Source organism: Streptomyces caniscabiei (assembly GCF_014930365.1).
Taxonomy (GTDB): Bacteria; Actinomycetota; Actinomycetes; order Streptomycetales; family Streptomycetaceae; genus Streptomyces; species Streptomyces caniscabiei.
The window spans coordinates 17,892-40,292 of the sequence record NZ_JABXWI010000009.1; the positions used below are offsets into that span (position 1 = coordinate 17,892).

At 71.3% G+C, this 22,401-nt stretch carries 16 protein-coding genes and 2 tRNA genes; 15 read left to right on the forward strand and 3 right to left on the reverse strand.

Annotation, left to right across the window (positions count from 1 at the left end):
• Positions 1–2 precede the first annotated feature (2 nt).
• From HW837_RS24380 to HW837_RS24405, 6 genes are all read left to right on the forward strand, one after another.
• Complete coding sequence (locus tag HW837_RS24380) at positions 3–1,820, forward strand: LCP family protein (protein ID WP_193380093.1); 1,818 nt, start codon at positions 3–5, stop codon at positions 1,818–1,820.
• 177 nt (positions 1,821–1,997) lie between these two features.
• Positions 1,998–2,444, forward strand: a complete 447-nt coding sequence (gene rsfS / locus HW837_RS24385) for a ribosome silencing factor (protein WP_045557513.1) — start codon at positions 1,998–2,000, stop codon at positions 2,442–2,444.
• A complete protein-coding gene (locus HW837_RS24390) occupies positions 2,441–3,109 on the forward strand; it encodes a histidine phosphatase family protein (protein ID WP_045557512.1) in 669 nt (222 codons plus the stop codon). The genes rsfS and HW837_RS24390 overlap by 4 nt, the downstream gene beginning before the upstream one ends.
• A 132-nt stretch (positions 3,110–3,241) precedes the next feature.
• A tRNA-Ala gene (locus tag HW837_RS24395) sits at positions 3,242–3,314 on the forward strand.
• Positions 3,315–3,713: 399 nt separating this feature from the next.
• Entirely contained in the window at positions 3,714–3,947 is a 234-nt protein-coding gene (locus HW837_RS24400) for a hypothetical protein (protein ID WP_005479297.1), read from the forward strand.
• Between the two features lie 268 nt (positions 3,948–4,215).
• Positions 4,216–4,288: transfer RNA gene (locus tag HW837_RS24405), tRNA-Ala, on the forward strand.
• A 147-nt stretch (positions 4,289–4,435) separates the two neighbouring features.
• Here HW837_RS24405 and HW837_RS24410 read toward each other — a convergent pair.
• Both HW837_RS24410 and HW837_RS24415 read right to left on the reverse strand, forming a co-directional pair.
• Positions 4,436–6,052, reverse strand: a complete 1,617-nt coding sequence (locus tag HW837_RS24410; protein ID WP_045557511.1) for an NADH-quinone oxidoreductase subunit NuoF family protein — start codon at positions 6,050–6,052, stop codon at positions 4,436–4,438.
• The gene (locus HW837_RS24415) at positions 6,049–7,461 is read right to left on the reverse strand and encodes a ferric reductase-like transmembrane domain-containing protein (protein ID WP_196790384.1); all 1,413 of its coding nucleotides are present in this window, start codon (positions 7,459–7,461) and stop codon (positions 6,049–6,051) included. The genes HW837_RS24410 and HW837_RS24415 overlap by 4 nt, the downstream gene beginning before the upstream one ends.
• A gap of 403 nt (positions 7,462–7,864) precedes the next feature.
• Here HW837_RS24415 and leuS point away from each other — a divergent pair, with 403 nt between their 5' ends.
• The 8 genes from leuS (at position 7,865) to holA (ending at position 19,227) form a co-directional block, all read left to right on the forward strand.
• Complete coding sequence (gene leuS, locus HW837_RS24420) at positions 7,865–10,732, forward strand: leucine--tRNA ligase (protein WP_193380092.1); 2,868 nt, start codon at positions 7,865–7,867, stop codon at positions 10,730–10,732.
• Between the two features lie 246 nt (positions 10,733–10,978).
• On the forward strand, positions 10,979–11,752 hold the full coding sequence (locus HW837_RS24425; protein ID WP_045557509.1) for a hypothetical protein: 774 nt from the start codon (positions 10,979–10,981) through the stop codon (positions 11,750–11,752).
• Between the two features lie 90 nt (positions 11,753–11,842).
• A complete protein-coding gene (locus HW837_RS24430; RefSeq protein ID WP_045557508.1) occupies positions 11,843–12,688 on the forward strand; it encodes a DegV family protein in 846 nt (281 codons plus the stop codon).
• Positions 12,689–12,870: 182 nt separating this feature from the next.
• A complete protein-coding gene (locus HW837_RS24435) occupies positions 12,871–14,157 on the forward strand; it encodes a ComEA family DNA-binding protein (RefSeq protein WP_064744208.1) in 1,287 nt (428 codons plus the stop codon).
• An 83-nt stretch (positions 14,158–14,240) separates the two neighbouring features.
• Positions 14,241–16,814, forward strand: a complete 2,574-nt coding sequence (locus HW837_RS24440; protein WP_193380108.1) for a ComEC/Rec2 family competence protein — start codon at positions 14,241–14,243, stop codon at positions 16,812–16,814.
• A gap of 4 nt (positions 16,815–16,818) precedes the next feature.
• Positions 16,819–17,637 (forward strand): arylamine N-acetyltransferase family protein, encoded by an 819-nt coding sequence (locus HW837_RS24445; RefSeq protein ID WP_193380091.1) that lies wholly within the window; start codon positions 16,819–16,821, stop codon positions 17,635–17,637.
• Positions 17,638–17,732: 95 nt separating this feature from the next.
• Positions 17,733–17,978 (forward strand): hypothetical protein, encoded by a 246-nt coding sequence (locus HW837_RS24450; RefSeq protein WP_193380090.1) that lies wholly within the window; start codon positions 17,733–17,735, stop codon positions 17,976–17,978.
• Between the two features lie 262 nt (positions 17,979–18,240).
• Entirely contained in the window at positions 18,241–19,227 is a 987-nt protein-coding gene (holA, locus tag HW837_RS24455) for a DNA polymerase III subunit delta (protein ID WP_193380089.1), read from the forward strand.
• Positions 19,228–19,830: 603 nt separating this feature from the next.
• Here holA and rpsT read toward each other — a convergent pair.
• Complete coding sequence (rpsT, locus tag HW837_RS24460) at positions 19,831–20,097, reverse strand: 30S ribosomal protein S20 (protein ID WP_045557503.1); 267 nt, start codon at positions 20,095–20,097, stop codon at positions 19,831–19,833.
• Between the two features lie 224 nt (positions 20,098–20,321).
• Here rpsT and lepA point away from each other — a divergent pair, with 224 nt between their 5' ends.
• Positions 20,322–22,190, forward strand: a complete 1,869-nt coding sequence (gene lepA, locus HW837_RS24465) for a translation elongation factor 4 (protein ID WP_045557502.1) — start codon at positions 20,322–20,324, stop codon at positions 22,188–22,190.
• The last annotated feature ends 211 nt before the right edge of the window (positions 22,191–22,401 follow it).

Genomic DNA, 22,401 nt, shown 5'->3' on the forward strand with positions numbered 1-22,401 from the left:
CGGTGAACGACCGATACGACGCCGGCTACGGGGGCGGCGACCAGAGTTACGAACTCGTCGGCTACGACGAGTACGGGCAGCCGGTGTACCGACAGGCGCCCGCCCAGCAGGTGCCTCAGCAACAGGCGTACGACCCCTACGGGACACAGCAGCACGGCGCACAGCAGCACGGCACGCAGCAGACCCAGGGGCAGCAGGGGTACGGCCAGGGCTACGGCTACGACCCGTACGCGACCCAGCAGCAGTACCCGCAGGGCTACGGCACCGGCGGCGCGGGCTACGACCCGGGCCACCAGGCGCCGGGGTCCGGCTACGACCCGTACGACCCCTACGGGCAGACGGCCGCCACCGGCCTGCAGGCACCCGTCACGGAGCAGACCGCCTACATCCCGCAGCAGTCGGCACCGCAGACGGCCGCCGGGGAGAACGGGCCCCTCGCCGAGGACGCCGCCCCCGAGGGCGACACCGGGGAACGGGAGTACCGCACCGAGCAGTTCGCCTTCGTCGAGGAGCCCGACGGCGACTCCGAGGACGTCATCGACTGGCTGAACTTCACCGAGAACCGCACCGAACGCCGCGAGGAGGCCAAGCGGCGCGCCAAGAGCCGGATGGTCGCCCTGGTCGTGGTCCTCGCCCTGGTCGCGGTCGGCGGTGTCGGCTACCTGTGGTGGGCCGGCATGCTGCCCGGGGCGTCCTCCGACGAGCAGACCGGCACCACCACCTCCGCGGCCGCCCAGAAACGGGACGTGATCGTCGTCCACCTGCACGACACCAAAGGCGGCGGCACATCCACGGCGCTGCTGGTGAACAACGCCACCACCGGGCGGGGCGCCACGGTCCTGATCCCCAACGCCCTCGCCCTCACCGGCGACGACGGCACCACGACCACCCTCGCCAAGTCCGTCGACGACGACGGCTCCTCCGGCACCCGTGACGCGCTCGACACCGTCCTCGGCACCGACATCGAGGGCACCTGGCGGCTCGACACCCCCTACCTGAACAACCTCGTCGGCCTCGTCGGCAACATCGACGTGGACACGAACACCGACGTGCCCGACCCCGAGGCGAAGAAGAAGGGCACCGCCCCCCTCGTCACCAAGGGCAAGGCGCAGACCCTCAGCGGCAAGATGGCCGTCGCCTACGCCACCTACCGGGCCTCCGGCGAGCCGCAGGACGCGCAGCTGAAGCGGTTCGGACAGGTCATGCAGGGGGTCCTGCGCAAGCTGTCCTCCGACGCGCAGGCCGCCACCGTCACCGTGCAGACGCTGGCCCAGATCCTCGACCCCTCGCTCAGCGACCAGGACCTCGGCACCTTCCTCGCGAAGCTCTCCGACCACGCCAAGGGCGGCGACTACGAGACCGAGCTGCTGCCCGTCCAGCAGGACGGCACGCTCAGCGCCGAGGACTCCGACAGCGTGGTCAAGGACCTGCTCGGCGGCGCCGCGAAGAGCCCCGACGCCGGGGACGCCGTCCGCGTCGGCATCCGCAACGCCACCGGCGAGAAGGACGCCACCGAACAGGCCCGCGTCGTCGTCCTCAACGGCGGCTACACGTTCCTCGACGCCGGCACGACCGGCACCGCGCAGGCCACCTCCCGGGTCACCTACTCCGACGCGGCCCGCAAACAGGACGCCGTCGAGGTCGCCAAGACCCTCGGCCTGCCGGCCGGCGCCGTCAAGAAGGGCGAGACCACGTCCAACGCCGACGTCTCCGTCGTCCTCGGCCAGGACTACGAGACGACCGACACCACCGGGACCACGGGCGCGACCGGCACGACCGGCACGACGGGGACCACCGGCACGACCGGCACCACGGGCTGACCGGACGGAGGGGGATCGGCGAGTCAGTCGCCCCGCCGATCCCCCTCCGGTCCCCGGAGCCGCCGTGCCGGCGCCGCTCCGGGGCCCGATCCGTCAACCCGTGGGGCGGTGTCGGTGGGCCGTGAGATCCTTGAACCAGCCCGCGAGGGTTCCTGACCGACGACCGAAAGCCGTGTAGTGACCGCCACAGACCGCTCCCTCGAGCTCATCCACACCGCCGCGCAGGCGGCCGCCGACAAGCTCGCGCACGACGTCATCGCGTACGACGTCAGCGATGTGCTGTCCATCACGGACGCCTTCCTGCTCGCCTCCGCGCCCAACGACCGCCAGGTCAAGTCGATCGTCGACGAGATCGAGGAGCGGCTGAACAAGGAGCTCGGCGCCAAGCCGGTCCGCCGCGAGGGCGACCGCGAGGCCCGCTGGGTGCTGCTCGACTACGTCGACATCGTCGTGCACGTCCAGCACAGCGAGGAGCGGGTCTTCTACGCCCTGGAGCGCCTCTGGAAGGACTGCCCCGAGCTGGAGCTGCCCGCCGACGCCAAGGCCACCCGCGGCAAGGGTGAGGAGCACGCCAAGCTTCGGGCCGCCGAGGAGGAGGCCGAGCTGGGCGGGGAGCTGCGGTGACGGGCGGCACCGGCTCCGAGGACCGCAAGGGCCGGGGCCGCCGCCTCATCCTGTGGCGGCACGGCCAGACCTCGTGGAACGTGGAGCGCCGCTTCCAGGGCACCACGGACGTCGAGCTGACCGAGACCGGCCTCGGCCAGGCCCGTCGCGCGGCCCGGCTGCTGGCCTCCCTCAAACCCGACGCGATCGTCGCCTCCGACCTGGCGCGCGCCGCGAACACGGCCGCCGAGCTGGCCGCGCTCACCGGCCTGGACATCAGCCACGACGAGGGCCTGCGCGAGACCTACGCCGGCGTCTGGCAGGGCCTCACGCACGACGAGATCATCGCCCGGTACGGCGAGGAGTACGCCGCGTGGAAGCGGGGCGAGCCGATCCGCAGGGGCGGCGGCGAGCTGGAGACCGAGGTCGCCGACCGCGCGGCCCCCGTGGTGCTCCGGCACGCCGACAAGCTCCCGGAGAACGGCACCCTGGTCGTGGTCAGCCACGGCGGCACCATCCGCACCACCATCGGACGCCTCCTCGGCCTGGAGCCCCAGCACTGGGAGAGCCTCGGCGGCCTGTCCAACTGCTGCTGGTCCGTCCTCGGCGAGGGCGCCCGAGGCTGGCGGCTGCTGGAGCACAACGCCGGCACGCTCCCCGAGCCGGTCCTCGGCGACGACGACTGAGTCACGTAAGAGCCCTGGTCACACGGCTCGGGCCCCGGATTTCACTTTCCGGCTGGTCGCAGGCTAAAGTTCTTCTTGTTCGCCCCGCCGAGCGGGGCGAAACACCGAGCGACCACCGTCTGTGTGGCGCGAGGGGCTATAGCTCAGTTGGTAGAGCGCCTGCATGGCATGCAGGAGGTCAGGAGTTCAATTCTCCTTAGCTCCACAGATCGGTACAGAAGATCCCGTTCCCGCGAGGGAGCGGGATTTTTCGTGTGTGACCTGCGTCCCTTCTTGAGCAGGTGTGCCCTCGCAGGCGTATACCTCTGCGGACGGCCTTCTTTCCCGCTCCGTACTGGGACTGGTACGAAGGCGTCGCTGACCGTATTGGTCCGGCCGTGGCAGAATCAAACGGCCGGAAGGGGGCGCGGCCCGACGGGAGGGAGAAGCGATGCCTGCGAGCATCCGCGGGAGGGTCCACGACCTTCCCGCCGCGGTGGTGATGCGGAGCAAGACCACCCTCCTCTGCCCTTCCTGCGGCTCGCTCCACGTTGCCCAAGTCCTCGGTGACAACGGAGGGATCTCCTACGTGTGCACGGCCTGCGGCCACAGCTGGAGCTGATCGATGGGTGCACACAGGAGGAAGTGCGACTGGTGCGGCAGCGGCACCCCCATCGTCCGCGACATGGAGCCCGTCAACGCCGACTACCAGTACTGGTGCGAGGAATGCGCCCGGGCGCTGATCATAAAAGGCGACCCGATCGAGACGTACCGTGAGCTGGAGGGCGAGCCGATCTACGGCCGGCTGCTCGAAGAGCACTGCACGCTCAAGCGCTTCTACTCGTTCGTGACGGCCTGAGCGTCAACTCGGCGCCCGTCCCCGGCTGTCGCTCGTCTCCGGGCCTCCACGGCCGCCCCAGCGGTCCCGTGGCGGTCCCGTGGCGGCCTGCGTGGCTACCGCCGGGGCCGGGAAGGTGAACGGCGGCTGAGCGTCAGGCCCTTCGAATCCGACAAAAGCGCCCTGATCGGTCCATAGTTCGCGGCCGACGGAAACGATTTGGTGGTGCGCGCGGGGGACCGGTAATGTTGGCGTCGTCGCCGGGGAAACCGGGCGGACAGCACAGCAAGGGGCTATAGCTCAGTTGGTAGAGCGCCTGCATGGCATGCAGGAGGTCAGGAGTTCAATTCTCCTTAGCTCCACAGAAAAGACCCCGTCCAAGTGGACGGGGTCTTCGCGTTGTTGCCGACGTTGACGACAGCGGCGGCGATGGCGACGACGGTGGACGCGGGAAGGGCGGGCCACCCCACTCGGGTGGCCCGCCCTTCTCACGTCCGTCCGTGCGTGCGTCAGCGACCGCTTCCCAGGGCCCGCCGGCCGCGGCCCTGGGAGAGGACCGGGAGGTTGCGGGCGGGGGCGGAGGGGCGGTTGTCCTCCTCGATGCGCAGGGCGAGCGCGGGGCAGCGGCGCACCGCGCGCAGTGCCTTCGCCTCGGCGTACTGCGGGACCTTGGCCTGGGCGACGGTGGGGAAGCCGTCGGCGCCGAGCTGGAAGACCTCGGGGAGGATGTCGGCGCACAGGCCGTGGCCCCGGCAGAGGGTCCAGTCGACGAAGATCTTCTGGCGGCTCGCGCCGCTCTCCTCCTCGCCCGCGCCGCCCGGGATGCCGGTCGGCATACGGCCGCCCTCGAAGAGCGGCAGCACGCCCTCCACGGGCCGGCCGCAGCCGTTGCCCAGGACGTGTGCGGCGAGGTCGTCCGTGAACGCCTTGATGGTCGATTCCAGGAACATCGCGGAGCCGTCCGGGTGCGAGCAGGCGCCGCGCCGCTTGACGTTCTTCGCGACCTGCTTGAGGGCCTCCAGGGCGGCCGGACCGCCGCCGTTGAGGATGTCCTCCATGCCGCGCGCGGCGGCCGGCAGACCGAGGTAGCAGGGGCCGCACTGGCCCGCGCTCTCCTCGGCGAGCCACTTGGCGACCTGGAGCGACTCGCCGAGCGGGCAGGTGTCCTGGCTGATCGGCAGGATCGCGCCCGCGCCGAGCGCGCCGCCCACCGCGTCCAGCGAGTTGCGCGAGACGACCGCCTCGTTGACCGTCGCCGCGTCGATCCACTTGCCGTGGTAGCCGCCGGTCAGGACGCCCTGCGGGACCGGTGGCGCGCCGGCGAGCTGGAGGATGTAGCGCAGCGGCACGCCGGTGGGTGCCTCGATCACCATGGGGCGGGCGACCGCGCCGGAGACGGTGAGCATGACGGTGCCCGGCTCGTCGTACAGGCCGGTGTTGCCGTACCGCTCGGAGCCGATGCGGGCGCCGATGGCGAGCTGGGCGAACGTCTCCGCGTTGGACAGCAGCGTCGGCGCGCCGCCGACACCGCTCTTGGACGCGCTGGTCTTGCGGCCCGGCGGGATCGGCGGACCGCCGTCGATGGAGCGGATCAGCGAGCCGGCGGCGCCGGTGACCATACGGACCGGGTTGCGCTGCACACTCGCGCGGATGGCGGCGCCGCGCCGGTTGCTCAGGCCGCGCTCGGCGAGGGCGGCCTCCATCGAACGCTGGGTGGATTCACGTGTCACCCCGATGACCAGTTGGCGTGCGCCCAGGGCCTCGGCGACCAGCAGGGCGCCGTCCAGGATGAGGTGCGGGGCACGGTTGATCAGCACCGTGTCCTTGCGGCAGGCGGGTTCGTCCTCGCTGCCGTTGACGACCACGACGGGTCGGATGCCGCGCTTGATCGCCGACTCGGCGACCGAGCGCAGTTTCTTGTGGAACGGGAAGCCCGCGCCGCCCCTGCCCTTGAGGTTGATCCGCTCGGACAGCTGGGCGAGTTGCTCGCCGCCCATGGGTTCGAGCGGACCGTGCACCTTCAGGTGCATGGGGAGGTCGAGTCTCTCGACGAGGTCGAAGCCCGAGGTGAGCTGGGGGAGACCCACCACTCGGACTTCGGGGACGTCGGGAAGGGCCTCGTTCACTTAAAGCCTCCGGAAGGCGCGTTCCAGGGTTCGCCTGAGCCCGGCTGCTGGTAGTCGTCGTAGCCGGACAGCGTTTCAGTGGCGGGACCGCTGTTGTACGTGTCGTTCGGGATGTACGTGCCGTAGGGGGCGTTCGTCTCAGCGGTTCCGTAGGAAGTTTCGGGGACCACGGGGTTGGCCCCGGTGTTGTACGTCTCGCCCTGGTACGCCTGGCCCGGATACGCCTGGCCGCCCTGGTACGACTGCCCGCCCAACGGCTGTCCGGCGAAGGTGTCCTGCATCGGGTCGTACGCCGACGGGGGCGCCTCGCCGACCGGCGGCGGGGACGGCGCCGGCCAGCGGGTGCTGCCCGTGGTCGATCCGTCGTCCATGCGGGGCATCGCCTGCGTCGGCTGCATGTCCAGCGGCGGCTGCTGCTGCGTCAGATAGGGCGCCGTGGGCTCCTGGGCGCGCGGGGTCATCGACACCGCGCGGTACGCGGCCGCGAAACCGGGGCCGCTGTCGGCCGAGGCACCCGCGCGCTGCGGGGGGACCAGGGGGTCGCCCAGCGGGGGGTTGCCCTGGCCGCCGCCGAAACCGGGCAGCGGGAACTGGCCGGTGTCCCGCATCCCGTCACGCTGTCCGCCGTCGCGCCGGCCGCCCTCGCGGCGTCCGCCGGTCTCGTCCAGGCCCTGCAGGGCCGAGCGGGACTTCACGAGTTCGTCGACCTCGGGGGGCCGCTGGCCGTCGGTGCCCAGGATGGCGGTGACGCGCTCGACCACTTGGCGCTTGACCTCGCGCGGCGCGGCCCGCAGCAGCAGGGCGACGGCGACGGCGAGCAGGCCGGCGGAGTAGAGGATCACGAAGACCGGCTTGGCCTCGCGACCCGCGTAGAGTCCGTGCACGAGCGCGAAACACCAGGCTGGGTAGGCCATCATGTGCATCGCGCGCCAGCGTGCCGCGACCGGCGCCGGGGAGGCGAAGTTGCTGCGCAGCGCGCCGGTGATGGCGACGAAGATCATCATGGAGCCGGCGGTCGCGCCGAAGCCGATGAGCGCGCCCGAGCCCGTCACGCCGAGGGCGAAGGGGAACAGGGCGATCGCGGAGACGTGGTTCAGCGCCAGCTTGACCGAGACATGCAGCACGAGGAACGCGACCGAGGCGATGGCCGTCGTGCGGTGGACGGCCTGGCCGATGATGCGCTGACGCACCGTGAGCAGGGTCCGGTCCTGGGCGACGAGCCCCCAGAGCACCGAGAGCGTCAGCGAGACGAGCGAGAGAACGCCCGCTCCGAAGTCGAGGAACTCCCGGTACGCGTCACCTCCGACCAGCACACTTACGGGTATCAGCAGCAGAGCGGCAGCCGTGGCTATCCCGTAGGCCGAGCGGCCTGTCTGGGGCAGCGAGCTGTTACTGCGACGAGGGTTCATGGGGGCAACTCCGAACAGTTCGGGAAAGCGGTCCCGTCGTCGAACTGTAAGTGGTGGCAATACCGGGCGGTACGAGGTTTGAGTTATTGCGTTGTTATCAAGGGCCAATCTCACATCTGTGATGTCCCTTAGCGGCTGTTACGCGAAGTAAGATTTGAATAAAGTTCAACTTTTTTGGCCGGATTCCGTGGCTGACACGCTGTGGGTCCGTGTCCATCGGGGCTGCGGTACCCTGACCGCATGCGTGCCGTACGCCTTCTGCTTAGCGGGCCGCGCTGATCAGTCCCGACCGCCGTTGACGGCGTGGTCGGCATCAGCGCGGCGTCCCCTCCTGTGTGAGGGGATTTTTCGTTTCCTGGACGAACAGCCCGCTGCAGAGACGATCGATGGAGCTTTGAGGATCATGAGCGAGACGAACCCCGCTGCCGCCGAAGTGGCCGCGCACCGCTACACGGCCGCCGTCGCGGCCGAGATCGAGGCACGCTGGCAGGACTTCTGGGACGCCGACGGCACGTACGCGGCGCCGAACCCCACGGGCGACCTGGCGGGCGACGCGACGACGGCCGCCAAGCCCAAGAAGTTCATCATGGACATGTTCCCGTATCCCTCCGGCGCCGGCCTGCACGTCGGCCACCCCCTGGGGTACATCGCCACCGACGTCTTCGCCCGCTACCAGCGGATGACCGGCCACAACGTCCTGCACACCCTGGGCTTCGACGCCTTCGGCCTGCCCGCCGAACAGCACGCCGTGGCCACCGGCGAGCACCCCCGGGTCACCACCGAGGCCGCCATCGCCAACATGAAGTCCCAGCTGCGCCGGCTGGGCCTGGGCCACGACAGGCGCCGGTCGTTCGCCACGATCGACCCGGACTACTACAAGTGGACCCAGTGGATCTTCCTGCAGATCTTCAACTCCTGGTACGACGACGAGGCGAGGAAGGCCCGCCCGATCGCCGAGCTGGTCGCCCAGTTCGAGTCGGGCGAGCGGGCGCTGCCCGGCGGCGGCTCCTGGAGCGCGCTGAGCGCCGCTGAACGCGCCGACGTCCTGGGCGATTACCGCCTGGCGTACGCCTCCGACGCGCCGGTCAACTGGTGCCCCGGCCTGGGCACCGTTCTGGCCAACGAGGAGGTCACCGCCGACGGCCGCTCCGAGCGCGGCAACTTCCCCGTCTTCAAGGCCAAGCTGCGCCAGTGGAACATGCGGATCACGGCCTACGCCGACCGTCTGCTGGAGGACCTGAACGAGCTGGACTGGCCCGAGGCCATCAAGCTGCAGCAGCGCAACTGGATCGGCCGCTCCGAGGGTGCCCGCGTCGACTTCCCGATCGACGGCGAGCGCATCACCGTCTTCACCACCCGCCCCGACACCCTGTTCGGCGCGACCTACATGGTGCTGGCCCCCGAGCACCCGCTGGTCGACAAGTTCACCCCGGCCGCCTGGCCCGAGGACACCCACGACGTGTGGACCGGCGGTCACGCGACCCCCGCCGAGGCCGTCGCCGCCTACCGCGCGCAGGCCGCCTCCAAGTCCGACGTCGAGCGGCAGGCCGAGGCCAAGGACAAGACCGGCGTCTTCACCGGCTCCTACGCCACCAACCCGGTCAACGGCGAGCGGGTCCCGGTCTTCATCGCCGACTACGTCCTGATGGGCTACGGCACCGGCGCGATCATGGCCGTCCCGGCGCACGACACGCGTGACTTCGCCTTCGCCCGCGCCTTCGAACTGCCGATCGTCTGCGTGGTCGAGCCCACGGACGGCCGCGGCACCGACACCTCGACGTGGGACGAGGCCTTCGTGTCGTACGACGCGAAGATCGTCAACTCCACCGGTGCGGGCGTGTCCCTGGACGGCCTGGGCGTCGTCGAGGCCAAGGCGCGCATCACCGAGTGGCTGGAGCGGTCCGGCATCGGCGAGGGCACCGTCAACTTCCGGCTGCGCGACTGGCTGTTCAGCCGCCAGCGCTACTGGGGCGAGCCCTTCCCGATCGTCTACGACGAGGACGGCGTCGCCCACCCGCTGCCCGAGTCGATGCTGCCGCTGGAGCTGCCCGAGGTCGAGGACTACAGCCCGCGCACCTTCGACCCGGACGACGCCGACACCCAGCCCGAGACCCCCCTGTCGCGCAACGCCGACTGGATGAACGTCACGCTGGACCTGGGCGACGGCCGCGGCCCGCGCCCCTACCGCCGCGAGACCAACACCATGCCCAACTGGGCCGGTTCCTGCTGGTACGAGCTGCGCTACCTGGACCCGCACAACTCCGAGAAGCTGGTCGACCCGGAGATCGAGCGGTACTGGATGGGCCCGCGCGAGGGCCAGCCGCACGGCGGGGTCGACCTGTACGTCGGCGGCGCCGAGCACGCCGTGCTGCACCTGCTGTACGCGCGCTTCTGGTCCAAGGTCCTGTTCGACCTGGGGCACGTCTCGTCGGCCGAGCCGTTCCACAAGCTGTTCAACCAGGGCATGATCCAGGCCTTCGTCTACCGCGACAGCCGTGGCTTCGCGGTGCCGGCCGCCGAGGTGGAGGAGCGCGACGGCGCCTACTACTACCAGGGCGAGAAGGTCAGCCGCCTGCTGGGCAAGATGGGCAAGTCCCTGAAGAACGCCGTCACTCCCGAGTCGATCGCCGAGGAGTACGGCGCGGACACGCTGCGCCTGTACGAGATGGCGATGGGCCCGCTGGACGTCTCCCGGCCGTGGGACACGCGCGCGGTGGTCGGCCAGTTCCGGCTGCTGCAGCGGCTGTGGCGCAACGTCGTCGACGAGAACACCGGCGAGGTGACGGTCGTCGACACCGAGCCCGGCGAGGACACCCTGCGAGCGCTGCACAAGGCCGTCGACGGTGTCCGCCAGGACCTGGAGGGCCTGCGCTTCAACACCGCGATCGCCAAGATCACCGAGCTGAACAACCACCTGACCAAGGTCGGCGGCCCGGTGTCCCGCTCCGTCGCCGAGGCCCTGGTCCTGCTGGTCGCCCCGCTGGCCCCGCACATCGCCGAGGAATTGTGGCGCAAGCTGGGACACGACGACTCGGTCGTGCACCGGGACTTCCCCGTCGCCGACCCCGCGTACGTCGTCGACGAGGCCGTCACCTGCGTCGTCCAGATCAAGGGCAAGGTCAAGGCCCGCCTGGAGGTGCCGCCGGCCATCTCCGAGGAGGAGCTGGAGAAGGTGGCCCTGGGTGACGAGAAGGTGGTCGCGGCGCTGGCCGGGGCGCCGATCCGGAAGGTGATCGTGCGGGCGCCGAAGCTGGTGAACATCGTTACGTGAGTGCGGTGGGGCCGTTGCCGCGAGGTCGTGCGGACGGGTGGCCGGGTGGCCGCTCGGTGACCTCGGATAGCCGCATGGTGACCTCGGGTAGCCGCTGGTGGACGTAACGCTGCCGGCCGGCCGCGGGTCGGGGTCGTCCCCTACGGGCAGGTTCCGGGTTCCGATGGAACCTGGGGCCTGCCTGTTGCGTTTACCGTGGAAGAGCGCCGCTGCACATGCCCGTGCCGGTCGGAGGAGGAGCGCGTCGTGGAAGCCGTCATCGCAGTCGTCGTGTTCTTCGTGCTGCTCGTGGTGCTGGGCGCCTACGCCACGGTGAAGGCGGTCGGCGCGGCCAAGCGCGGCGTGGACCGCACGATCACCCAGGCCAAGCGCACCGTCGAGGACACCACCCTGCGCGCCAGAAGCCTGGCCCAGCCCGGCCCCGTCGGGCAACTGGCCGACCTGCGGCTCAAGTTGCGCACCTCCATGCGGGCCACCCAGGAGGCCCTGCACGCGGGCGTGGGCGAGGACGAGTCGCTGAAGGAGTCCCTGGCCCTCTTCGACCAGCTCAGCAAGCACGGCAAGGAGCTGGACGCCGAGCTGCGGCGCCTGGAGCCCGAGCCCGACCGCGCCAAGGTGGCCCAGCGGCTGCCCGCGCTGCGCGAGCGTACGGAGCGGATCATCAAGTCCGCCGACTCGCTGCGCTGGGCGGCGCACGACCGCGCCCGCAAGTTCGCGGAGGACGACCTCGACACGCTCAGCGCGCAGATCGACGTCGAGGCGGGCGCGTTGCGCCACTGGACCACGGAACCCGCCGACGTGTGGCCCGAGGCGCCCAGGCCCGAGCCGACCGCCTCCACCGGCCAGACCTGGCAGGAGACTCCCGGGTCGGGCGGGGCCGGTGCCGGGGCCGCAGAGGGTGCGTCTCGCGGCGGGGAGTCCTCCGGTGGGCAGGAGCCGCCCAGGCCCGCGATCACGCCGCCGAGTGCGCGGCCCACCTACCCGTGGCAGAAGAAGCCCCGCCCGGAGAGCACCACTTGAGCCGTTCGACCCGGTCGGACCGCCCCGTGCGGTCGCGGGTGACAGGGGCCGGGCTGCCGTCCGCACGGCTCGGCGGGTAACCTCCAGCTCATGTCCCGCCATGTCGCGATCGTCACCGATTCAACGGCCTACCTGCCGCCGCCGGCGATGGAGCGTCACCACATCACCGCGGTGCCGTTGACCGTGGTCCTCGGCGACCAGGCGCTCGAAGAGGGGACCGAGATCTCGGCGCGCTCCCTCGCCCAAGCGCTGCAGAAACGACGGTCCGTCACCACCTCCCGCCCCAGCCCCGAACTGTTCGCCGAGACCTACCGCAGGGTCGCGGAGTCGGGCGCCACGGGCATCGTCTCCCTCCACCTCTCCGCCGAGTTCTCGGGCACGTACGACGCGGCCGTGCTCGCGGCACGTGAGGCACCCGTGCCGGTGCGCGTCGTGGACACCGGGATGGTCGCGATGGCCCTCGGATTCTGCGCCCTCGCCGCCGCGGAGTCCGCCGAGGCGGGCGGCACGGTGGACGAAGCCGTCACGGCCGCCGAGAAGCGCGCCGCGGGGACGTCCGCGTTCTTCTACGTCGACACCCTGGACTACCTCCGCAGGGGCGGACGGATCGGTGCGGCCCAGGCACTGTTCGGGTCCGCGCTGGCGGTCAAGCCGCTGCTCCAGCTGGACGGCGGCCGCATCGAGATGCTGGAGAAGGTCAGAACGGCGTCCAAGGCGATCGCCCGCCTGGAGGAGATCGTCGCCGAGCGGGCGGGCGGGGCGCCGGTCGACATCGCCGTCCACCACCTCGCCGCACCCGAGCGGGCCGCGGCGCTCGCGGATCGGCTGCGGGGCCGGGTGCCCGGGCTGGCCGATCTGCACGTGAGCGAGGTCGGGGCGGTGATCGGGGCGCACACGGGGCCTGGGTTGCTGGGGGCGGTCGTCTCGCCTCGGTGAGGTGGGTGTGGTGGGCGTGGCGGTGCGGTGGGTGAGGCGGGTGCGGTGGGTGAGGCGGTTCAGGTAGCTCGTCTCAGGGGCGTTCGCTCGGGTGGGTGACGGAGTTATCCACAACTGGGTAGTAATCCACGGGAATTGAGCAAGATCATCGCGAGTGGGGGAGTCTGCCCGATCCTCGTCGCATGGCACTTCGATCACGTTCACGTACGGCGACGGTCACCAGCGGCCCGGGCCGGGGTCCCTCTTCCGACGGGCGCGCCCGGCACCACCACCATCCACGGCGACCGCGAGGCCGAGCCGGCCGCCGCCACCAGGCCTCGGCGGAGACACTCCGCCTGCGCGCGGAGGCGTTGTTTCCCGAAACGGCAGGGGAACCACGGGAGTTGGGGCATGGACCGCCGGCGGAGGGGCGTCGGGGGAGGTCGGGGGGTGAGGCCGACGGTGGGGTTGCGTCTGGTGGAGACTCCGACGGGTGGGGCGCGTCTGGTCGTGGCGCCGGTGGGTGGGGCGCGTCTGGTCGTGGGCCTGATGGCAGGGGCGTGTCTGGTCCGGGCGGTGGTGACTCGCCTGGGACTGCTTCCGCTGCCGACGACAGGGGCGTGCCCGCTGTCGAAGCTGATGATGGGGCTGTCCGCGTTTCCGAAGCCGATGACCGGGTGGTGTCCGCTGCCGTAGCCGACGACGGGGGCGTGGGTCGGGATGCGGGCGGGGCGTGGCGCGAGCGGGTGGGGCCTGCCGTGCGGGAGCGACTGCCGCTGTGGTTGCAGGCGCGGTGCGGCATCGAGCGCAAGAGCGTGGTCGCGCTGAGTGTGGTGCTGGTTGTCGCGGCGGTATTCGCGGCACAGCACTTCTGGGCGGGGCGACCCCAGCCGGTGAGCGCGCCCGAGGTGGTGCGGGCGGGAGCTCCAGGTGCGTCGGCGGTGCCTGGGGGCGCGGAGGCACCGTTCGGCGGGGACGGCGGCGCGGCGGCGGTGTCGGGTGCCCCGCCCGGGGTGGGGGCTCCCTCGGCCGGCCCTTCCATCGTGGTGGACGTCGGCGGCAAGGTGCGCAGCCCGGGTATTCAACGGCTGCCGGCCGGTTCGCGGGTCGCCGACGCACTGCGGGCGGCGGGCGGGGTGCGGCCGGGTGCGAACACCGACGGGCTGAACCGCGCGCGGCTCCTCGTGGACGGCGAACAGGTCCTGGTCGGCACTCCGGCGCCGGTGGCTGGACCGGTCGGGGCACCTGGGGCGGGAGCGGGCGGGACCGGTGGTGCCGTGGCCGGAGCGGCGCCCACGACCCCCGTGTCGCTCAACACGGCCACCGTCGACCAACTGGACACCCTGCCCGGCGTGGGCCCCGTCCTCGCCCAGCACATCATCGACTACCGCACTCAGCAGGGCGGCTTCCGCTCGGTGGACGAGCTGCGTGAGGTCAACGGCATCGGCGACCGCCGCTTCGCCGACCTACGGAATCTCGTACGGCCATGAGGGCTACGGGAGAGGAGGAGAGGGCCACAGCGGAGGCGGGGTCCGCGGGGGCAGGGGTGCCTGGTGCTCCGCTGCGATCCGCCGTGCACGCGGCCTCGGGCAGCCGTCTGGGCGACGCGCACCCCAGGCAAGAGGGGCCCACGGATCTGCGCCTCGTCCCACCGGCGCTGGCCGCGTGGGCGACGGCGGCCCTGACGGTGCACGCCTCGCCGGGATGGGTCACGGGAGTGGTCGTGGTCTGTGGGGTGGTGGGGGCGGCTCTGCTGATCTGCCGGCAGGGGCAGGGGCAGGGGCAGGGGCAGGGGCAGGGGCAGGGGCTGGGGCTGGGGCTGGGACGGGCGCAAGGGCTGGGGCTGGGGCGGGAGCCTGGGCGCGGACGCGGACGCGGACGCGGGTGCGGGCTTGGGCGTGGGGCCTGGTCGAAGGTGTCCGTGGCGGTGGTGCTGCTCTGTGCGGGTGCGGCGGCCGCCTCTGCCGGGCTGCACGGGGCTGATCTGCGCCGGGGGCCGGTCCCGGGGCTGGTCGAGCGGTACGCCCGGGTGACCGCGGATGTGGAGCTCACCTCCGACCCGCGCCTCACCCGCCCCCGGGTCCAGGGCCACCGCGCGGCCCCGGCCGCCGTGCTCCTTCAGGCCGAGGTGCGGCGTGTGCGGAGCCCGGACGGAGCCGTCGTCGACACGCGGACACCGGTGCTGGTCATCGTCGATGTGGAGGCGGGGCCGCGCAGGGCGGCCTGGCTCTCGCTGCTGCCGTCCACGCGGGTGCGGGTGGGGGCGCACGCCGTGCCGGCCATGGTCGGGGGAGACCGGGTGGCGGGCGTGCTGCGGGTGCGGGGCGGTGGCGCTCCGGTCGTGGTGGACGAGGCGAGCGCGGTGCAGCGGGTCGCGGGGCGGTTGCGCGCTGGGCTGCGGGAGGCGACCGACGGGCTGGACGCGGACGCGCGGGCCCTGCTGCCCGGGTTCGTCGTGGGGGACACCTCGCGCGTACCGGCGGAGTTGGACGAGGCGTTCAAGGCGACGGATCTCACGCATCTCCTCGCTGTCAGCGGTGCGAACTTCACGATCCTGTTGGCCCTCTTCATCGGTCCGCCGGGGCTGGCTCAGCGGGCCGAGCGGAAGGGGCTGGCACCTCGGCTCGGGATCCCGTTGCGGGCGACCGCGCTGGCCGGTGGGGCGCTGACCCTCGGGTTCGTGATCGTGTGCCGGCCCGACCCGAGCGTGGTGCGGGCGGCGGCGTGCGGTTCGATCGCGCTGCTGGCCATCGCGACCGGACGCCGCAGGTCCCTCATCCCGGCACTGGCGACGGCGGTGCTGCTGCTGGTGCTGTACGACCCGTGGCTGGCCCGCAGTTACGGCTTCCTGCTGTCCGTCCTCGCGACCGGCGCCCTGCTCACTCTCGCCCCGCGCTGGAGTGCGGCGCTCCAGCGGCGCCGGGTGCCACCACGCCCGGCCGAGGCGCTGGCGGCGGCGGGAGCCGCGCAGGCGGTGTGCGCGCCGGTGGTGGCGGTGCTGTCGGCCAAGGTGAGCCTCGTGGCGGTGCCGTGCAATCTGCTGGCGGAGTTCGCGGTTGCCCCGGCGACGGTGCTGGGGTTCGCCACCCTCGCGACGGCACCGGTGGCGATGCCCGTGGCCGAGTGCCTTGCCTGGTGCGCGAGTTGGCCGGCCGGATGGATCGCCGACATCGCCCGGACCGGGGCGTCGCTGCCGGGCGCGGGCGTGGACTGGCCGGGCAGCTGGGCCGGCGCGCTGCTGCTCGGCCTGGTCACGGTGGTCGTCGTCCTCGTAGGACGGCGGCTGGTGAGCCGTCCGTGGCTGGTGGGGGCCTGCCTGATGGCGTTCCTGCTGGTCGTGGTGCAGCCACCGCCGCTGACCAGGGTGATCACGGGCTGGCCGCCGCCGGGGTGGCGCTTCGTGATGTGCGACGTGGGTCAGGGAGACGCGACCGTTCTCGCGGCGGGGGACGGGGCGGGGGTGGTCGTGGACGCGGGCCCCGATCCGGTGTTGGTCGACCGCTGTCTGACCTCGCTAGGCATTACCGAGATCCCGTTGGTGGTCCTCACCCATTTCCACGCCGACCATGTGATGGGGCTGCCCGGAGTGCTGCGGGGGCGCTCGGTGGGGGCGATCGCGACGACGGGGTTCGAGGAGCCGGTGGAGCAGGCCGCGTTCGTGCGCAGGGAAGCGGCGGCCCGGCGGATCCCGCTGACCCGGGCCGTGGCCGGGGAGGAACGACGCACGGGCGGTCTCACCTGGCGGGTGCTGTGGCCGCCGGGCGACCAGGCCGCGCCGGACGGGCCGAACGACGCCAGCGTGACCATGCTGGTCCGCTCGGCCGGGCTGACCCTGCTGCTCCTCGGCGACCTGGAACCGCCCGGTCAGAGAGAGCTGGCGAGATCTCCGGAGGCCGCCGCACTGGGGGCCGTGGACGTGGTCAAGGTCGCCCACCACGGTTCGGCATACCAGGATCCGGGGCTGATACGGGCCATGGCCCCCGAGCTGGCACTCATCTCCGTGGGCGCGGACAACCCGTACGGTCATCCGGCGCCCAGCACGGTCGCGGCGCTGCGGGCCGGGGGTGCCACGGTGCTGCGTACGGACGAGGACGGCGCGGTCGCCGTCGCGGGTACGGCGGAGGAGTTGCTCGTGGCGAGAGACTGAGGGCATGGACACCGCAGAGCTTGACGCCTACCTTCGCCGTCTCGGGGCCGAGCAGCAGGCCTGGCCGACTGTCGACGTACTGCGTGAACTGCACCTGCGCCACCTGCGGGCGGTGCCGTTCGAGAACCTGTCGATCCACCTCGGTGAGGAGATCGTCCTGGAGGAGAAGCGGCTGCTGGACAAGGTGGTCGGGGAGCGCCGGGGCGGGTTCTGCTTCGAACTGAACGGGCTGTTCGGGGCGTTGCTCTCGAAACTGGGGTTCGATGTGACGCTGCTCGCGGCTCGGGTGTACGGCGAGGAGGGGCGGCTCGGCATCCCGTTCGACCATCTCGCGCTGCGGGTGAGGACGGTGGACGGGGGCGACTGGCTGGCCGATGTCGGGTTCGGGGCGAACAGCCACTATCCGCTGGAGTTCGGGAACCGGGCGGAGCAGGAGGATCCGGGAGGCAGGTTCCGGGTGGCGGAGGCGGACCGGGAGAGCGGGGGCCGGGAGTTCGGGGACCTGGACGTGTTCCGCAACGGCAAGCCCCAGTACCGGCTGGAGACGAGGCCGAGGGTCCTCGGGGACTTCGTGGCCGGGGCCTGGTGGCACAGCACCTCGCCGGCCTCGCACTTCACGCAGTCCCTGGTCTGCTCCCGCCTCACGGAGGACGGCGGCCGCGTCACCCTGAGCGGCCGCACATTCACCGTCACCTCGGCGGAGGGCGCCCGCGAGGTGACCGAGCTGGGCTCGGACGCGGAGGTGCTGGCGGTGTACCGGGACCACTTCGGGGTGCGGTTGGACAGGGTGCCGGAGGTGGGGGCGGGGCGCGGGGTGGGGTAGTGGGGGGCAAGACCGCCGGGGGGGGGGAGGGGCGGGGAGGGGAGGGGAGGGGAGGGGAGGGGAGGGGCCCCAGGTGGGTGGCGGAAGATGGGGGTGTGAGTGATGCGAGGCATGTGTTGGTGTTGCCGGACCGGGACGCGGCCGAGGAGGTCGTCGAGGCGCTGGGGGAGCGGTTCGGGCTGGATGAGGAGCCGCAGCTGGTGCGGGACGCGTTGGCGGGCGAGGACGACGCCGAGGACGCGCAGTGGCTGGTGGTGCTGCGGGACGAGCGGGAGCGGCTCGATCCTGTGGCGTTGGACGAGTTCGCGGGGGAGTGGGAGGGGTGGAGGGAGGAGCCGTAGATTGGCCGCTGCCGCTGCCGCTGCCGCTGCCGCTGCCGCTGCCGCTGCCGCTGCCGCTGCCGCTGCCGCTGCCGCTGCCGCTGCCGCTCGTCCCGGTCGGGTGTTCGTGCGTTCGTCCGCTTGGCCTGGGGCGTCGTCCTGCGGCCCGCCGTCGTCGACGTTCACGTCGTCCGGCTCGTGTCGTCTGTGGCGGGGGACCTGCGCCGGCAGGGGTGGTCCGTGGGCGGTTCGGTTGTCAGTGGGGCGTGGGATGCTGTGCGGGATGGCCAAGAAGACTGTGAACGATGATCCTCTCGCCCCCGTGACGTTGGCCGTGGGGCAGGAGGAGTTGCTGCTCGACCGGGCTGTGCAGGTGGTGGTGGCCGCGGCGAAGGCCGCGGATGCCGACACGGATGTGCGGGATCTGACCTCGGACCAGGTGCAGCCCGGCACGCTCGCGGAGCTGACGAGTCCGTCGCTCTTCGCGGAGCGCAAGGTCGTGGTCGTGCGGAACGCGCAGGATCTGTCGGCCGACACGGTCAAGGACGTGAAGGCGTATCTGGGGGCTCCCGCCGAGGAGATCACCCTGGTGCTGCTGCACGCGGGCGGCGCCAAGGGCAAGGGCCTGCTGGACGCGGCGCGCAAGGTCGGGGCGCGGGAGGTGGCGTGCCCCAAGATGACGAAGCCGGGGGATCGGCTGGCGTTCGTGCGGGGGGAGTTCCGGACGCTCGGGCGGTCCGCGACGCCGGAGGCGTGCCAGGCGCTCGTCGACGCGATCGGGAGTGATCTGCGGGAGTTGGCGTCGGCGGCGTCGCAGTTGGTGGCGGACGTCGAGGGGACGATCGACGAGGCGGTGGTCGGGCGGTACTACACCGGGCGGGCCGAGGCGTCGAGCTTCGAGGTGGCCGATCGGGCCGTCGAGGGGCGGGCGGCGGAGGCGTTGGAGGCGCTGCGGTGGTCGTTGGCGACGGGGGTGGCGCCGGTGTTGATCACCAGTGCGTTGGCTCAGGGGGTGCGGGCGATCGGGAAGTTGTCGTCGGCGCGGGGTGGGCGGCCGGGGGATCTCGCGCGGGAGTTGGGGATGCCGCCGTGGAAGATCGATCGGGTGCGGCAGCAGATGCGGGGGTGGACGCCGGAGGGGGTGGCTGTGGCGTTGCGGGCGGTCGCGGAGGCGGATGCCGGGGTCAAGGGTGGGGGCGATGATCCCGAGTACGCGTTGGAGAAGGCGGTTGTGGTGATCGCTCGGGCGGCTCGGTCGCGTCGGGGTTGAGTTTTGTCGCCCCCGCCGCCCCTACCCGTCCCGTCCTCCAGGGGCGCTGCCCCTTCGACCCCGGTCGGCCCCGGGACGAGGGGAGAAGAGGAGGAGGGGGAGGGGGAGGGGACGGGCAGGAAGGGGGGCGTGTGGTGAGTGAGTACGTGCGGGAGCGTTGGGGCTTGTCGCGCAGTTCCCCGCGCCCCTGAAAAGCCTGCAGCCGCCCCACGCCCTACCTGCACCGCCGCCTCCCGAAGCCGCCCCCTGGCACCTCTGCTGCGCGAAGCGCCCCCCGCACCTCTGCTGCGCGAAGCGCCCCCCGCATCTCCGCTGCAGGAAGCCACTCCCTGTACTTCCGCTGCCGGCGCCGTCGGCGCACTGTCAGCCGCCCCCGCCCCCGCCCTCCCCGAAGCCGTCCCCGGCCCCCGCACGCCCCCCACAAACGCCAATAGCCCCACCCCGGGCCCCGGGGAAGGGGCGTGGGGTGGGGCTATTGGTTTGAGATGGGGGATCCGCACCCGCGTGGCGAACGCAGGCCGCGTGCGGATCCGGGGGGTCGGGTGGGAGCGGAGAGAGAGGGCCCGCTCTGGGTCCAGCCGACGGTCAGATCAAAGGAGAAGCTCAGCCCTTGAGGGAAGCGACCTTGGTAGCAAGCGCCGACTTCTTGTTGGCGGCCTGGTTCTTGTGGATGACGCCCTTCGAGACGGCCTTGTCGAGCTGACGCGCGGCAGCGCGCTGGTACTCGGTGGCCTTCTCGACGTCACCCGCGGCAGCTGCCTCACGGGCCTTGCGGATCGCGGTCTTGAGCGACGACTTGACGGCCTTGTTGCGCAGGCGCGCCTTCTCGTTGGTCTTGTTCCGCTTGATCTGGGACTTGATGTTCGCCACGAATGAGCCTTTTCAGCTTGGATTGAGCTTGGTTTTCTCTGGCTGTGCCTCCTGCAGAGAGGGCATGAGACACAGCGGCCCACGTTACCAGCAGCTCTCGCGTCGGCCCAAACCGGTCGCAGCCCTCCACCCGTGGGACCATGGTGCCTACGTACAGACCCGCCAGACCCGATCCGACCCGAGACCGCAGACGGCTGCGGACACCTCAAGAATCAGGACCCTGCGTGCCCGCGATCCCCAGCCATGTGCCCGAGCCGAGCCGTACCGCCCCGGCTCAGATCCGCAATTTCTGCATCATCGCGCACATCGACCACGGCAAGTCCACGCTCGCCGACCGGATGCTTCAGCTGACCGGCGTCGTCGACCAGCGGCAGATGCGTGCTCAGTACCTCGACCGCATGGACATCGAGCGTGAGCGCGGAATCACGATCAAGTCCCAGGCGGTGCGTCTGCCCTGGGCGCCGACCGACGATCCGGGCAACACGCACATTCTCAACATGATCGACACCCCCGGGCACGTCGACTTCACGTACGAGGTGTCGCGGTCGCTGGCGGCCTGTGAGGGGACCGTCCTCCTGGTCGACGCGGCCCAGGGGATCGAGGCCCAGACCCTCGCCAACCTGTACCTGGCGATGGAGAACGACCTCAAGATCATCCCCGTACTGAACAAGATCGACCTGCCGGCCGCGCAGCCGGAGAAGTTCTCCGAGGAGCTGGCGAACCTCATCGGCTGCGACCCGGCGGACGTGCTGAAGGTCAGCGCCAAGACGGGTGTGGGGGTCGACGCGCTGCTCGACCGGGTCGTGGCGGAGGTTCCGGCGCCGGTCGGCGTCAAGGACGCGCCCGCGCGCGCGATGATCTTCGACTCGGTGTACGACTCGTACCGGGGCGTGGTCACGTACGTCCGTGTGATCGACGGGCAGCTCAACAAGCGTGAGCGGATCCGGATGATGTCCACCGGCGCGACGCACGAGCTGCTGGAGATCGGGACCAACTCGCCCGAGATGCTGCCGGCCGACGGGCTGGCCGTCGGTGAGGTGGGTTACCTCATCACCGGTGTGAAGGACGTCCGGCAGTCCAAGGTCGGTGACACGATCACCAGCCAGGTGAAGGGGGCGACCGAGGCGCTCGGGGGGTACAAGGACCCCAAGCCGATGGTCTTCTCGGGCCTGTATCCGCTGGACGGGTCCGACTACCCGGAGCTGCGTGACGCCCTCGACAAGCTCCAGCTCAACGACGCCGCGCTCGTGTACGAGCCGGAGACGTCCGCCGCGCTGGGCTTCGGTTTCCGCGTCGGTTTCCTCGGGCTGCTGCACCTGGATGTGATCCGGGAGCGGCTGGAGCGTGAGTTCGGGCTCGACCTGATCGCCACCGCGCCGAACGTCGTGTACCGCGTCGTCATGGAGGACGGCGTCGAGCACACGGTCACCAACCCGAGCGAGTTCCCCGAGGGCAAGATCAACGAGGTGTACGAGCCCGTCGTACGCGCCACGATCCTCGCCCCGACCGAGTTCATCGGTTCGATCATGGAGCTGTGCCAGACCCGGCGCGGCACCCTGCTCGGCATGGACTACCTGTCGGAGGACCGGGTCGAGATCCGGTACACGCTGCCGCTCGCGGAGATCGTCTTCGACTTCTTCGACCAGCTGAAGTCGAAGACGCGCGGGTACGCCTCGCTGGACTACGAGCCCACGGGTGAGCAGACCTCCAGCCTGGTCAAGGTCGACATCCTGCTGCACGGCGACAAGGTGGACGCCTTCTCGGCGATCACGCACAAGGACGCGGCGTACGCGTACGGGGTGCGGCTCGTCGCCAAGCTGCGCGAGCTGATCCCGCGGCAGGCCTTCGAGGTGCCCATCCAGGCGGCCATCGGCTCGCGGGTCATCGCCCGCGAGACCATCCGCGCCATCCGCAAGGACGTCCTCGCCAAGTGCTACGGCGGTGACATCTCCCGGAAGCGCAAGCTGCTGGAGAAGCAGAAGGAAGGCAAGAAGCGGATGAAGATGGTGGGCTCTGTGGAGGTTCCGCAGGAGGCCTTCATCGCCGTTCTGTCCAGCGACGACAGCGCCGGGGGCGGCAAGGGCAAGAAGTAGCCACTGTTCACCCCCGGAAACTTGAGGGGAGCGTGGGCCTGTCGCGTGTCGCCGCGACGGGCCCGCGTGTGTTCGTAGGGTCGTTCTCGGTGGAAAGTGACCCGCCGCCGCCCCTTACCAACCGGCCTACCTCGCTCTACCCTGATCACCACTCGATGGTTACTCGCGAGTTAAACAACAGCCGCTTTGAGCCAGCCGCACAGTCCGTGAG